The sequence below is a fragment of the Bradyrhizobium zhanjiangense genome (assembly GCF_004114935.1).
Lineage (GTDB): Bacteria > Pseudomonadota > Alphaproteobacteria > Rhizobiales > Xanthobacteraceae > Bradyrhizobium > Bradyrhizobium zhanjiangense.
Window position 1 is genome coordinate 2160220 of record NZ_CP022221.1, and the last position, 14265, is coordinate 2174484.

At 57.3% G+C, this 14265-nt stretch carries 11 protein-coding genes; 3 read left to right on the forward strand and 8 right to left on the reverse strand.

The window, feature by feature from the left end; all coding sequences use genetic code 11:
* Positions 1 to 55: 55 nt before the first annotated feature.
* The 4 genes from ahpD to modC form a co-directional block, all read right to left on the reverse strand.
* Complete coding sequence (gene ahpD / locus XH85_RS10375; RefSeq protein WP_128931807.1) at positions 56 to 604, reverse strand: alkylhydroperoxidase, AhpD family; 549 nt, start codon at positions 602 to 604, stop codon at positions 56 to 58.
* A gap of 6 nt (positions 605 to 610) precedes the next feature.
* Complete coding sequence (locus XH85_RS10380) at positions 611 to 1165, reverse strand: peroxiredoxin (protein WP_128931808.1); 555 nt, start codon at positions 1163 to 1165, stop codon at positions 611 to 613.
* A 37-nt stretch (positions 1166 to 1202) separates the two neighbouring features.
* Entirely contained in the window at positions 1203 to 1619 is a 417-nt protein-coding gene (locus XH85_RS10385) for a DUF2478 domain-containing protein (protein ID WP_128931809.1), read from the reverse strand.
* A gap of 254 nt (positions 1620 to 1873) precedes the next feature.
* Positions 1874 to 2998 carry a molybdenum ABC transporter ATP-binding protein gene (modC, locus tag XH85_RS10390; RefSeq protein WP_128931810.1) on the reverse strand — a complete coding sequence of 375 codons (1125 nt, stop codon included), beginning with the start codon at positions 2996 to 2998 and terminating at the stop codon, positions 1874 to 1876.
* Between the two features lie 703 nt (positions 2999 to 3701).
* On the opposite strand from modC, the gene XH85_RS44880 reads away from it, so the two are divergent.
* Positions 3702 to 3839 carry a hypothetical protein gene (locus tag XH85_RS44880; RefSeq protein ID WP_164934973.1) on the forward strand — a complete coding sequence of 46 codons (138 nt, stop codon included), beginning with the start codon at positions 3702 to 3704 and terminating at the stop codon, positions 3837 to 3839.
* Positions 3840 to 4138: 299 nt separating this feature from the next.
* Here the strand turns inward: XH85_RS44880 and XH85_RS10395 are convergent, their stop codons facing one another.
* Complete coding sequence (locus XH85_RS10395; protein ID WP_420809157.1) at positions 4139 to 5251, reverse strand: cytochrome-c peroxidase; 1113 nt, start codon at positions 5249 to 5251, stop codon at positions 4139 to 4141.
* Positions 5252 to 5785: 534 nt separating this feature from the next.
* Entirely contained in the window at positions 5786 to 6541 is a 756-nt protein-coding gene (locus tag XH85_RS44885; protein ID WP_164934974.1) for a hypothetical protein, read from the reverse strand.
* Between the two features lie 2591 nt (positions 6542 to 9132).
* Between XH85_RS44885 and XH85_RS10410 the strand changes: the two genes are divergently transcribed.
* Positions 9133 to 9378, forward strand: coding sequence for a hypothetical protein (locus XH85_RS10410; RefSeq protein ID WP_245473942.1), 246 nt, complete (start codon positions 9133 to 9135; stop codon positions 9376 to 9378).
* A 1686-nt stretch (positions 9379 to 11064) separates the two neighbouring features.
* The gene (locus XH85_RS46250; protein ID WP_245473944.1) at positions 11065 to 11826 is read left to right on the forward strand and encodes an NEL domain-containing protein; all 762 of its coding nucleotides are present in this window, start codon (positions 11065 to 11067) and stop codon (positions 11824 to 11826) included.
* 281 nt (positions 11827 to 12107) lie between these two features.
* Here the strand turns inward: XH85_RS46250 and XH85_RS10420 are convergent, their stop codons facing one another.
* The gene (locus XH85_RS10420; RefSeq protein ID WP_128931813.1) at positions 12108 to 12827 is read right to left on the reverse strand and encodes a hypothetical protein; all 720 of its coding nucleotides are present in this window, start codon (positions 12825 to 12827) and stop codon (positions 12108 to 12110) included.
* 57 nt (positions 12828 to 12884) lie between these two features.
* The gene (locus XH85_RS10425; RefSeq protein ID WP_128931814.1) at positions 12885 to 13634 is read right to left on the reverse strand and encodes a P-loop NTPase family protein; all 750 of its coding nucleotides are present in this window, start codon (positions 13632 to 13634) and stop codon (positions 12885 to 12887) included.
* Positions 13635 to 14265 lie beyond the last annotated feature (631 nt).

Sequence of the window (14265 nt, forward strand, 5' to 3'; positions counted from 1 at the left end):
TTGTGGCGTCACCGAGTGGCGCCACGACGCAGACGATCGGATGGCAGAAGAAGGATCAGCCCCTCGCCTGAGAGGGGTTGTGCCCAGCGGCCTCGATTGCGATCGCCACTGACTGCATGATCGCGGCAAAGCGCACCGCGGTCTGGATCGCTTCGGAACTGACGCCCGCGGCTCTCAGTGTCTTCTCATGGGCATCGATGCAGGCACCGCAGCCGTTTATGGCCGAGACCGCAAGCGACCACAGCTCGAAATCGGACTTCTCGACGCCGGGATTGCCGATCACGTTCATACGCAGCCGTGGCGGCATCGTTTTGTATTGCGGGTTGGAAACGAGGTGGGCGAAGCGGTAGTAGACGTTGTTCATTGCCATCACGGAGGCTGCAGCTTTTGCTGCGGCGATCCCCACAGATGTCATCACGGTGGCGGCGGCCGATTCGATCGCGGCAATCAGGGCTGCATTGCGGGTGGCAATCGCGCTCGCCAGCAGAAGCCCGTATTTTCGTTGTGGCGAAAGCGTCTCATCGGCCACCAAGGAGGTCAAGTTAAGCCTGACATCCTTCGCGAAATCGGGAATCCTGTCGCTTAGTTGTTCGATCGACGACATGCTGCCTCAAGCAACCTTCAAGGTTTCGCCGCCGATTTCGCGGTTGCAGGGACAGAGCTCGTCGGTTTGCAGCGCGTCCAAAACGCGGAGCGTGTCCTTAGGACTGCGCCCGACACTGAGATTGGTCGCATAGACGTGCTGGATCGTATTTTGGGGGTCAACAATAAAGGTGTAACGATAAGCAACCCCTTCGGGTGAACGCACGCCAAGACCATCGACGAGCGTTCCCTTTGTGTCGGCAAACTGCCAGATTGGCAGATTGTGCAGGTCGACATGTGAGCGCCGCCAAGCGAGTTTGCAGAACTCGTTGTCAGTCGAACCACCGAGTACAACCGCATCGCGGTCGGCGAATTCCTTAGAAAGCCGGGCAAACTCGGCGATCTCTGTCGGGCAGACGAAGGTAAAATCCTTAGGGTAGAAGAAGATGATCTTCCATTTTTCTGCAAAGCTCGCTTCGGTCAGCGTCTCGAATGCGCTCTGTCCTCCTTCTTCCTGCGCTTGAAAACCGGGCTTCACGCCTGTGATTTCGAACGGTGGCAACTGACTTCCAATTCCGAGCATGCTGTCCTCACAAATTTGCTTTTTGTAGATCGTGACTTCACTGTTGAAGCAAACTATATGCCATCCGTTCTCGGGAGTGGATTCCTTGATACAAGCATGCTCGCGCGCTTGGAGAGTCGATCAGCGCTAAGTGCTGAAAAACCACAAGCGCTTCTTTCCAACGAGTCACGATCACAAGGCAGCAGCGTGCCAACGCCCACGCTGAAGGTTCGCCATCGGCAAGGAATTTCTTCGGAACGGCTGTCAGAACTGGTACGACCTCGGGTGATCGCGTCAACGAATTCGGCGCGCAGGTCCAGCGAGCTGCTGCTTGTTTGGCGAATTTGTTGATCATGAGGAGATCGATCTTGTTGCGAAGTGCCTGGGAAACGACAGCTGAGGCCTTGGCAAGCACATTTGTGTCGAGATTGCAGGAGCTTCGCTGTTGAGTGGCTGGGAAATCGAGATCTCTTATCCCGTCGCAACGTCGATTGCGAGCATGATGTGCGTGACATTTGCGCGCCTCGAGTGTCGCTGCACGATGCCGCCGATGCGTAGGCTTTGCTAGGCGATATCCTGAGCGAACTCGGCGAGTTGCCTGTCGACATCGTCTTTCGGACGGTAGAGAATTGCCTCCACACTATTCGGATCTATCTCATCCAGATCGTCGAGCGCGGCTAGGATCCTGTTGACGTGTTTCTCGTGTCCGGGCATAGCTGTCGAACGTTCTCATGCGGTTCGTGGCGGGCGTTGCAAGCACCGCTCGACAGCCGCGAGCGGAACGGCGCGCGCGACCTCGGCGAATACGTCCACTCCATTGCTGAGCCGTAGCGCATCAAAGGATCGGCGCGTGATGCGCGCCAAAAGCTGCGCGCCAGAACGGTCAGTTTCAACGGTCAGAACCAAGGTAACCTCAGCCTCGTCGAACGGCAGAGAGGCTTTGATGCGTGCCGGAAATACGTTGAGGATAGAGCTCGCACGCGGGCGCTCACACGCAATGCTGACGTCGCCGGCTGCGATGCGGAGCCGCAGCTGCGCGCCCGGTCTAAGCGGCACTCCAGGTATCAGAAGGCGTGCCCCCTTGAGGCGGAGCATGATCAGCCCATAGCGTCCGTCATAGCCCCCGACCACGGTATCAAGACAGACTGCCGCTTCGCCGCGCCTGGCAAGCGCCGGATCGCTCTGAACGACATTAAGCGGCCCTGCCGCAGTCACTACGCCATCTTTCATCATGACAAGATGATCGGCAAAACGCTCGACATCAGCGATGTCATGGCTGATGTAGATCATCGGCAGTGGGAGCGTTTCCCGCAGGCGCTCGAGAAATGGCAGGATCTCGCATTTGGCGGAGCGGTCGAGCACAATGAGTGGATCGTCCAGCAAAAGCAGCCTAGGCTGGCCTAAGAGCGCGCTGCCAAGCGCAAGTCGCTGTCGCTCAGCCGCGGAAAGATGGGATGGCGAACGCTCGAGCAGTGGCGCCAAGGCGAGCAATTCGACCACACCATCAAAATCGATCAGTGTCGGTGTCGATTTTGACGCGTTATATAGAAGGGTGCGCCGTACAGACCAATGAGAAAAATGAGTTGGTAGCTGGAATACATATGCGACGTGACGCAGGTGGGGTGGTCGAAATGTCGTCTCGTCCTGCCAAATCTCTCCATCCACCGCACAAAATCCGTTCGGCAGACGCTGCACGCCAGCGATGCAGCGCGCGAGTGTGGTCTTGCCGCACCCGGGGGGACCAAAAATCGCTGTAACGCCTTTGGCTGGTACGCTGAATTGCGCATCTAGCGGAATGTTTGCGAGAGAACCGTTGAAGGCAATCTCAATATAGCCCGTTTTTGCTTCTCTCATGAACCTGCGCCGGTGCTGTCTCTTCCCATCCAAGCCACGAGCACAAACACTGCAATGGATATCATGACCATGCCTCGGACAATCCGGTCCGTGCCGCTCCAGCACGGCGTCTCTAATCGCGTGAGGGCATAAGGTGCGGCGGCGAACTGCAGAACGGTGTTAAGACCAGAGGCTTCTTGGGCATCTCCCAGCCGCGAGGATCGTGACAATCGGACGCTGCCCGGTGCGCTTGGCAATGAGACAAGGCGTTCTCAGCCTGCTTGGCCGAGCCGAGGGTTTCTGCTGAATGTCCAAATGGCGCGGCTTGAGAGGTTTGACGGTAAAGACGTCGGCTCACGCCAGAGTTGAGTACTGGCAAGGGACCGGAAATCCACATCAAGCGTCCCACAGCGTTGGTAGCCGATTTGAAGCTTGCGCCGGTCGCCATAGTCGTGGCCCCTGCATTTTCGGGTGCGAGCAGCATCAAAGCCAGATCGATCAGAATGAATCGGATAAGTCTCATTGGAACTCCGGCTCCGCCGTCGCAACTGGTTGATTCCTACCCAGCAATCCGTGTGCCGTTTCAATGAGTATCTGCGCGTCTAGCGGCGAGGATAGGCTTTGTATCAATCTCCCCCGGCGTAAATCGCCGTATCTTATTGTAGGGATTTGGACGCTCGCGTCACCAACCGCACATACAGGAGCTACGAGATGGAAGCTGAGGATGATCGATCGCCTCTTGCATTGGAGATGGTGCTTTGGCGAACATGCGGCCATAAAGCTCGTCAATGATGCAGCGAACCTTCCGATGTGCGCGGAGGAGAAGGTCGTCTGCCCGGCGCTTGAAAAAAAGCTAATGTGAGATGATACGCTGTGCCCGCGAGCTACAGGAGGACGTCTTCCTGGCAGCACCGGTTGCGGGCGCATCTCAGAGCGCGGGCCTTTGTTGTAACGCGAGATGACCCGGGATTGAGCTGCCCAAGATTGATATTTTACAGGCCCTAAGGGTTCCTGCCGTCAGCGACGAACGGGTTGGGGCTCGAGGTTCGCAACTGCGGCCTGCTGAATGCTCCAGCTTGGACCGCGATATCGCCTGATTTCGCTGCGGCAGCCGCTATCTTCCTCGCTAATCACAACGTAGCGTGTCGCTATCGTGAAGGCCTATTTGTCTAAGGAGGGCTTTGGGGTTGCAATGGTCCGCGTTGGCAGTATCGGGTAATCGATCTTTGGCAGCTGCCCGGTGAGCGAATTCAGAAACGCGACAATCTCGTCAGCTTCTTCATCACTGAGCTTTGCGCCAAGCTGAACCTCACTCATCACTCCAACCGCTTGCTTAAGACTCCAAACCTGACCAGAATGGAAGTAAGGAGGGCGCAATGCGACGTTCCGCAACGGCGCCGAGCGGAAAACATACTCGTCGCCGGGATCCTTAGTGACGGCAAAACGACCCTTGTCCTCTCTCGGAAGCAGCCTTTCGGCGGGCTTTTCAATCATGCCGAACGGGAAGTATTCTTGTCCACCGACGTTGATTCCGTTGTGGCAAGAGGAGCATCCCTTTGCGATGAATAGCTTCAGCCCGGCCTTCTGCTGATCAGTGAGAGCATATTCATCACCCTCGAGGTATTGATCGAAGGGGGCAGCGGGAGTAATCAAGGTCGCCTCGAAAGCCTCGATGGCCTTGGCGAAATTTTCAAACGTAATTGGCGCCGAATCGTTGGGAAAAGCCTTACTGAACATAGCGACATAATCGGTCATTGAATTCAATGTTCTGAGCACGCGATCGGGCGTCGCATTCATTTCGACGCTGGCCTGGACAGGACCTGCGGCCTGCGCCTTAAGATCCGCCGCGCGACCATCCCAGAACTGCGCCACGTTGAAGACTGCGTTATAGACTGTTGGCGCACGACGTGACCCCAGTTGCCAGCGATGACCAATCGACGTCGGGCCGGCATCTACCCCACCCGTCCCAAGGTTATGACACGTATTGCAGCTAATAACCCCGCTCGCCGATAGCCTCGGATCGAAAAACAAGGATTTGCCAAGTGTGACCTTTTCATGGGTGATAAGATTGTCCTTCACCGCTGGAACAATTGAGGGAATCGGCTTGAAAATCCGCTTGGCGGCGCTCATCAAATCCTCATTGGCACCTGCTGCTGGCGAAACCAGAATGGCTGCGGCCACAACACTTAACCTGCCGACCCTGGAAAACTCGCGTACCGCTAATGTCCTCACGTGAAGTCTCGCTTTTCTCCTAGATCGTGGAATCGCGAACATAGCGCTCGGTCCCAGAAGACCTGTAGCAGTCAACGACGAATGATGTCCGTGTTCCGGCTAGGCTGCACCCAGGCTGACGTTCTGCCGGTGTTAGTAGCAACCGGTGTGCCAGCGGGGCTCAAGCTCGAAGCTGCTGAGCCGGTTTCAAGCAATTGCGCACCGTGAATAGCAGCAGGCCGCTTGAGCCTGTCATCGACGGTACGTGACAGTTGCGACAATCACCATTCCAGGCATGGTATCCTGGCCTGTCGGTCCAAACCTCGGTGCTTCTCGGAAACCCATCGTACCGAACTCTCTTGACTCTGCAAATCGGATCGCGAACAAAACGAGCTGCGTCGACGCAGTTTGTTGCTGATCGTCTCGATGCGTGCCCTTTGCGGCTTCAACCGCTTCACTAGGCTAAGCGTCATCCACCAGCATCGGTAACATTCCTACCCCGGGGGCAGCCGGTCAGGCGTGCAGTTGTCGGGAGTTCGTCCTACTGCGCCCAATGAGAGCATGCCCGTCTCAGAACGATTCACACATGCCGGACGCTCAAAGTGCTTGAATCGACCGTAGCGTCAGGTTGTAGGCTTTGCGAAGGCAGAACGCCATATTGGGAGCCAGCATCGCCGCACATGCTAAACCGCCGATCTCTGTTGGACCTCCGTGTCTTCGCAATGAGCCGGGACGATGATTCGGGAGGCCGTAATCATTGCGGCTGCCCCGCAACAGCGCGACCATGGCTGCCGAGGCGCCGGTAAACAGATTACGCCCGCGGAGGAAAGAGTAATAGTTACCGATATGCGGCTTAAGAGAGATTTGGTGGGTCATGAGCGACGAATGAGCTGGATTCCCAATGCGCATCGCTGTGCAGCGGCCCTCATTGCGATCGTGATCGCGATCGCAGCGGCGTGGTGCACAGGCTACGCTCGCGCGCGAGATCGGCGGGCCGAGGAAGTCTTGACCTCGTGCAGACCAGACGTGATGCGCTTCTGTAACCGCTTTACAGGGCGTGGCGATGTGGACGTGGCCATGTTTTGTCTTAGGGACAATTTCAAGAACTTGCGCGGAGAATGCCGCCGCAGGATGCCAATCGCGGCGGAGAGAAACGACCGACCAAGACGGCGTCTCAACAGGCTTCCGGTCGTCCTCCATCGAGAGTGAGGCGTCCGAGCGGCAGTCGCAGAAATCGAGCGACAGTGAGGTCTTCCAGACTGACGGGAGCCGGAGTTTGGCCCGCTTGGTGGCCGAAAGTCGATCGGGCTGAAGCATCAGCTTGCCGAGCCGCAGTTCATCTATCAGGGGCACTGAGCTCTGTGAATCGATTCGCCTCGATCAGCGATCGATGTGCGCCCATACGTGTTACGAGGTTGTAATGCGCTCCGAACTTCGATTTCGTACTGCAGCAGTTGCGCTTTATTCTGAGCTGCTGCCATTCGCTGACTTTGAGGCCGTCGTGATTGCCGTCGGCCTAACTGGTCGGAAGGGGAATCTGCGTAAACTTTGGTGGTTGCTGCCGGACATTTGCAGAAATCCATGCTGCTCATCAACGTATGGCGTTGTGCCCGGCAACCAAGTATTTTCCGGCAGGTGGCTAAATCGGCTACAACTGGCAAAAGATCGCCGGAATCCTGGCGTTGGATGTTTCTTCAATAGCGGTCTTCCTCAGATTTCTCAGCTGGGAATTAGCCTGGTCTTGACTGGCGGGCTCAAGGTACAGATACAGCTAGGAAGCCTCTTAGCCGCCCATCGACTTCCCGAAGGAATCGCTTGATGCCATTGCGGCGTTCTCGATGGGCGCTTCACGGGAGTCGCTTCGCCCGATCGTGGTGCTCTTGGCCGAATACACTTTAGGGCTCAAGGTCAAGGGAAACGACGTCGACAAGAGCCGTTCAAAGGCAGAAAGCTGTTCAAGCAGACGCCTCTCAACGGCCTTGCGCTCCGCGTCAGGTAGGTCCCTGTTAAGGAATCGACGGCAGCGCCAGATTTCGTTCCGCAGCCATCTGATCTCACTTAATGTATCATCAATTGAAGTCATCACAGATCTAGTTCACTTCGTCCCTGGGGTATCAAGCATGTCTATCGTCACCGAGGGCCATTCCTTGGCTCCGCATTCCTGCCGAATAGTTGATCCGAGAACTTGCGACCTCCCGCCGGTTCTTCGCGGGAGGCGGCGAGCAGTTGGATGTATGCAACTCTATCAATCAATATCACCCTACACCGCGCGTGTGACGAGAAATCGCGGCAGATCCTCGCGTTTTCACGGCGCCGCGGTCGTGCGCCTTGCACAATTCCAGCGCTCATTGATTGGTGCGCCAACACCAGAGAGCAGTTAAGTCCATGCCCGCCACGCAGACGGCTTAAGCAGGAGCTGGTAACACACAACGCATGTCCCCATGGTCGATGGCAGCGGCATATGCAAGCGTTTGACGGCTTTGTTGCCTGTTCAGGCGCTGGGCGCGAGCTGACTTAGGCCAGCAGCTCGCGACCCCGAACATAGCGATGTCGACCTCTAGCGGCCCAAGCGGCGTAAGGCGATGGCGGCTTCATTACGAGCTCTGATGGTGGTCGGTCCCGCGCTGCTACGGCCATTCGCAGTCGCTTACCCGATAAATCATCGAGGGGCCGAGGTGGATCTCATCAACATAAAGGGAAAGCCACGGGGGTGCGATTTTGAGGAAGGCGAGCCAGGCTGGTGCGATCCACGGCGCGCGCCAGCCAATCAAAGAAACGCGCCGGGATTGGATCTTGGTTATCCAAGGTAAAATGTCGGCTAGACGCAGTGTCGAGCCAAATGAGCATTCCACAGACAATCATTGCTATCGACATCCGCTGTGCACGCCTCAGAAGACCGATTTATTAGCTTGAATCTCACGTTGCGACAGGTTGTACGCTTGCTGATGGGTAAATGGTCAGGGCCCGCTTGGCAGGCGTTGACGGCGCAACGCAAATGGAGACCGAGAGGACGGCCTGCTGATTGCTAGTTTTCTCGTTTTGCGGGCGATGGCCAGGAAAGCCATTTCCGTCGTCACACGGGGCGCCGGGCCAGCCATTGCCAGTACACTGATCAGTTGGAGTCGTCAGATCGCAATGATGGAATGATGCAGGCAGCAGAATATGGTTGACCACAGCCGTAGGCGCTTTTTTAACGCAACAGCGAAAGCGCGCTGGGTAAGCAGCCCGCGCTCGCAAGCAGATACTCCAACGGAATAGCCGGTCACTCCGGCCAGAGGCGATGACCCGCAGCACTGATGGCCGCGCAGAGCGCTGCGGTGAAAGCTCGGAAGGCCTTATGTCCTTTCAAACCAGCCTCACGAGGGCGCTAGGCGAAATCGATTACGCCGGCGACATCGTTAAATGCTCAACAGTGGTGGTCACGCGCGACAAGCAACTGCGCACCGTCGTCCTTTCGATGTTCCAGAAAGGTGCGGCGGTTGAGTTTCAATCTAGATTTCTGCCGAGTTTCGAGGAAAGCATCCGCGCCGGAAGATCGTGGGGCTACGCCACGACATGCAATGCGTTGAGCCGAAAGACCGGAGGCCAGGCCGGCCAGGACGTTTGCCAGAGAATAGCTTCTCGAGTGTCGCATCTTGACGGCGTTCTGATTGGGAAGGTCGGAATTAGGGCCCCTTCCATATTTGTACCATCATTCGGTCGGCACACTCCAAAAGAGCGGAATGCCGCTGTGGAGCTATCAGAATCGTGCAACTCACGCAATCTGAAGCCGTGCGCGTGTGCTGAGGATAAGCGGTCCGAGCAGGTGAGGTAAACGACCATCTCTCGATAGCAGAGTTCAACGGGCATGAAGCTGCGATGTTGAAGACGACTGTCCGTCGCAGCGACACTCTATGCGATGTGGTCGCCAAAGGAACTGAACAAAAAATCAGAAGGACTAGGTCTTGAGCCAGGCGGAGAATGACGTCGTCGAGCACATGCTCTCGTCATTGACGACCAGCGTGTTGCAGAATCGTATCGCGCCCTCCGAGGAGCAGGTGATGCATCATTTTGGGGTAGCCTGCGAGAGAGTGGGGCTGATTGCGACCGAGGAGATAGCAATACGTATACTGAAACGAGTTTCATGCGAGATCAAAAAGTCTCAGTCGATGCTCAAGTTCATTGATCGCGGCGCCGCTCGATTACACTGAGCTCGACATATAAACTCTGTCGCACCAGTGCAGATACAGCTGTCCGGTCATTCAGTCGAACGTGCACGGGTCAAGAGCGTCTCATGGGCGCTTGCCTGTCGAGGTCTGCGACGGTAAGCCGAGGGGGATGGCCGGTTCACGTGGCCGATGTCAAAAACGCGAGGAACTTGTCATCGGAGAATTTAGCGAGCCCGTGTTGTTAACATTCGAGTGCGCGCGCGTCTCGTAGCTAAGGGCGAGCGGCGTTAGGCGCGATGGGCTGGAAGCTTTTAAAGCTCAGCTATTACATAAGCGTTTGAAACGGGGAGAAGTGGGGCCGCCTCGCCGCAAGCGACAGCAAAGTTGCCGGCGCAAGCGCACCGCTGCCGGCGTGCCGGCACCCGGCATCAGTCGGCCCAGCTCGAAGTCATTCGCCTGCGGGGCGCTGAGCCTAAGCTTGAGAAATTGATGGGGACCATCCGCCATTTTGTCGCTCCGCGGTCCGTCAGCTTATCGACAGCTAGCTCTCGTATCATGAACGTCGCTACTCGCTTGCATGCTCTGCTCAATGGGCGCAGATCTGGCAGGCGAGACCAGGGTGGACTCCAATATCAACCGATCCACGAGCGAGACTTCGCCTGGGTTCGCTGCACCGTCTGCAGTTCCTCGGTGGCACTCGCAGCAGCATATTCGTCCAGTCGTGCGTGACGGCCTCGCTCTGTGATCGCACCTCATTGCAGTTAGCCGGTGGAGCGTCATCCATGGTTGGGGATTACCGGTTCTACGATGCGCCGCCCCGGCGAGTTCGCTTCATTTTTGCTACCCGATAAGACGACATCGATGAATGCAGAACAGCTCGGCGCTGGTACTCCTTCCGCAACTTCCGATTCGGAAAGCTCCGAACTGGGCTCTCCGGCCGCATCGCAGTGGGGAGAGGCCTGACGGACGTGCAGGTGTCCGCTGCCGAGGCCGCTGCCTAGCAGGAGGAGGTGTTGACGGATTGGGCTGCCGAAGACGGGCAGGGGCAAAATGAGGATCGGTAACAGGCGGTAAGTCGAACGAGGGCTTGGCGGTGCACGGGCGATCTCAATGAGCCGCTAGATCTGTCGCCTCTGTCCCTGACCGCCTTGTCTGCGCCCATTCTGGCCGGGGTGCGTCGCCTGAATGTCGACAACAATCAGCTGGCCAGCCTGCCCGAACGCCTTCCAGCAACGCTTCAGGAGTTGGACGCCAGCGGTAACCGCCTGACCCGCCTGCCCGGGCTTCCAGCCGGGCTCCAGCGTCTGAACGTCGAGTACAATCAGCTGACGGACCTGCCCGAACCTCTCCCCGCCGAGCTCGAATGGCTCAGCGCCAGCCACAACCGGCTGACCAGCCTGCCTGAGACGGTCCCGCCCCAGCTGATATGGCTCGGCGCCAGCAACAACCAGCTGACCAACATGCCCGAGACCCTGCTGACGCAGCTAAGCCGTGACTCGAGCGTTAATCTGGAGAATAATCCGCTCGCCGATTGGGTGCAGGCCGGCTTGGCAACGGCGATGCATGCCGGAGACTATGCCGGCCCTCAGGTTTTCTTCTCAACCGCGGATGGAGCGGTGGAAGTTAAGCCGCGGTCCCTGCAAGAGGTGGCCGCGGACTGGCTCGAGGGCGAGCCCACGGCAATGGCCACTTGGCAGCACTTTGCCCATGAAGCGGGAGCCGCGGACTATGCACGCTCCCTCGACAGGCTCCGGGGGCGAGGCGTTCCGCCAGTCGGTTGCCGAAGATTTGCGGCAGGCAGCCGTCAGGCCGCGTTTGCGCGAGCACTATTTCGAGTTGGCTTCGGGAGCGAACGCGAGCTGCGAAGATCGCATTACTTTGGCCTGGAACGGCATGCAGACTGCACGCCTGAACGCTGATGTCGAGGACGGCGTCTATGACGGGCGACTGGGCGAACTGCTCCAGCACGGCCGCGTCATGTTTCGCTTGGAAGCTCTGGACGGAATCGCGCGCGAGAGGGTCAATTCGCTTCGTCGTGCCGCCCCCGACGCGGAAGTCGATGAGATCGAGGTCCACCTTGCCTACCAGACCCAGCTGCGGGACGCGCTGGAGCTGCGGCATATCGCTCCCGACATGCGCTTCATGAACGTCTCTCACGTGACCGAGGATGATGTGGCCAGGGCCGAGGCATCGGTGCGGACCCAGGAAGCCGCTGAATTTCCGGACTATTTGGCAGCGCGCTGGCAACCATGGGCAACCGTGGTGAGGCGCATCGCACCCGAAGACCATGCTGAACTGCAGGAGCGGCTCGTCGACGCGATGGGCGTACAGTTTCAAGCCCGCTTGGATGGGCGACTGGCCGAGCATGGTCTGACAGGCGATGCCGATGCCGAGCGGGTGCTCGGCGCCCAGATACGCAACGAGATCGCCCGCGAGATCAAAAGCGCGGTCATGCACCAGGTGCTCGGGAAACTCGGCCTTGAGCTTTGAGCGCCCTCCGACTGAAGGGCCCGTCGATCTGCCTAGCGGCTCACAATGTCAAGACAGTCATCGATCCTTTCGAGGACGGGCGCGTCTGCGTGCGACATCCAGCGAATGAGCTGCCGTCAATTGCCGGTCGCGCGGTCTGTGCGGACGATCACTGTAAAGATGAGCGATCTAAGCAACATGCCGTATACCGCAAGTCATGCGTTCGCGTTGCGAACGCCATTGAAGTCATGGTCAACGACCACTCATAGGTCGGGCGAATAGATGGCGAACAAACCGAAATCTCAAGTGGCCCTTGTACAACGTAGGCTATCAATATCTGTCCCCCGCGATCGATAGGACCCTCGCAGCATCACACTCGAGTCTAGATCGCGGAACATGCTGTAATTCCGTCGGATCCATTGATGCAGCTCGGTGGACCAGTCCTTCTCGTTGCGCAGATAACCCGTGAAGGAAAAGCCAAGCCGGTCTATATATCTCTTGAGGAACAGCGGAAGTGCGGGAATCCGAATCACCCGCTCGCCATCCATCGCTCCAGGTAATCCGCCGCGCAGCACGAATTCATTGTGGACGGTGATCAGCGACGCCGGCGGAATTCGCCGGCGCAGCATTTCATAACCGCGAAAGGAGATGCGGTCTGCGCCCGCGACGTAGAGGATGATAGGGGCGACATAGCAGCGCGCCGTCTCCTTCATGAAGCCAATCTCCTCGCACATCTTGAAGAATTCGTCGAAGGCGTGAAAGCCGAGATCAATCACCTTGGGTACCCGATCGTGGATAATAAGAGGGTCCATCAGCTGCATCTTGCCGTAAGTGTCGATCACATCCGCGGTTTCCGTGATGTTGGGGAGGTAGTCGAGCAACGATGGCTCTTTCAAGTTGACATCAAACGACAGCGCTGTGCCATTTTTCAGCAGCAAGAACTCGCTCATGGCCCGAGCGATGAGGGTTTTACCGACCTGCGGGCTAGGAGAGCAGATAATGTAGATTGGGGTCGCTAACATAGCCAGCAGATCAATTCGTTTCGTTCGTGGGCCGACCTGAGCTCGCCGAATATGCGATTACTTCTCGCCTGCCCGGGTGGCCGACTTGGTGCCGGCCAATTCCGTCAAGTTGATGCGATCAAATTCGCTCCAGACATTTGCCAGCCAGTGCCGGACATAGCCGCGCAGCACGAAGGAGTTGTTCGCAGGTTCATCGTTCCGCCCCTTGTTTGCGACGAAGTCTATGAATGGGACGGATGCGACTTCCACCTGCTCATAGGCCATCTCATTAAGCTTCGGTATGACCAACTCAGTCGCATGTTTGATGCGGTGAAAATAGGAATTATATGTCGCTTGATCCCACTGGAAGAATTGAGTGTCGTTGATGAAGTTCTTAACTAGGTAGTACTTCGCGCCGCTCATGAAGGTCGCTGTTTCCGCGATCTCGTCCAGCGAGGCGATCGATGATCCCAGGATATGGAACACGGCGAATGTTATCTGGCCGGACCGCGCCGAGTCCAGAAATCCGATGTCGCGCAAGGAAGCCAGCGCAGAGGACAGTAAGCCTGCGCGAGCATCAATGACAGTGACGGAGAGCCCTGAGTTCAGGGTATCGAAGATCTTCATCTGGTCCGCCGTCGTCGTCATGTCAACGATCTCGGTGATCTCGGGATAGAAGCGCTTCAGCGTTCCGCGCGGCGACTCGGTGTCGAATGCGCGTGTTTGCACGTTGTTGACGCTGAAGTAGTCGAGTAGCGTTCGTGATACGGTCGTTTTGCCGACTCCTCCCTTGTCCGCACCTACCACAATTACAACTGGCTTCACCATGGAAATCTCCTGAGACACTCGCTATTGCCGCGCGCAAACTGCGCAACCGGCGCGTCTCTGCTTTGGGTGCGAACATGGCAGAAAGAAGGGGCAATCAACCTTCGATGCGAGAGCTTGATGAACATTTTCAACATCAAGCGAGTGACGTCCTTGGATCGCAACGACGATGCACGCCGAGAATGGGGGTTAATCACTGGTGCTGGTGATCTACGTGAGGTTTGTAAACGGCTGGAATGCGTCCCGCCGAACCAAGGTCTGCCTGTGGTGATCGTTGCGATTGCCATAGGGTATCTTTCGCGGTCGCTATCTAGATTGGGATGAAGCGACCGAATCTTACGTAGCGTCAGATTGCGAGCGCGGAGAATCACAATCGAGGCGGGGCTACGCGGTCAAACCATGGCTTGGCAAATCATCAAGGTCTGCTGCATCAGATCGTCGTCTTTTCGGTAGACAAGTACTGAGAGATGACCGTGAACGACCTGCTCTCGCTCTGCTGAAGGATATCGAGATAAGCAAGCGCTGAAACGGTTGCTGACGCAAATCGCAAGCATGCCTCTGTTCGCGCCGAGGCGAGATTATCGTGTCATGGAGAACGAGATCGAAGGGTGAGCGGGGCGCCGCTCGACGGCGC

Bases quoted from the DNA above. Each gene is read 5' to 3' on its own strand.
- ahpD (WP_128931807.1), bottom strand. From the start codon at position 604: ATGTCGTCGATCGAACAACTAAGCGACAGGATTCCCGATTTCGCGAAG.
- XH85_RS10380 (WP_128931808.1), bottom strand. From the start codon at position 1,165: ATGCTCGGAATTGGAAGTCAGTTGCCACCGTTCGAAATCACAGGCGTG.
- modC (WP_128931810.1), bottom strand. From the start codon at position 2,998: ATGAGAGAAGCAAAAACGGGCTATATTGAGATTGCCTTCAACGGTTCT.
- XH85_RS44880 (WP_164934973.1), top strand. From the start codon at position 3,702: ATGATCGATCGCCTCTTGCATTGGAGATGGTGCTTTGGCGAACATGCG.
- XH85_RS10395 (WP_420809157.1), bottom strand. From the start codon at position 5,251: ATGTTCGCGATTCCACGATCTAGGAGAAAAGCGAGACTTCACGTGAGG.
- XH85_RS46250 (WP_245473944.1), top strand. From the start codon at position 11,065: ATGCACGCTCCCTCGACAGGCTCCGGGGGCGAGGCGTTCCGCCAGTCG.
- XH85_RS10420 (WP_128931813.1), bottom strand. From the start codon at position 12,827: ATGTTAGCGACCCCAATCTACATTATCTGCTCTCCTAGCCCGCAGGTC.
- XH85_RS10425 (WP_128931814.1), bottom strand. From the start codon at position 13,634: ATGGTGAAGCCAGTTGTAATTGTGGTAGGTGCGGACAAGGGAGGAGTC.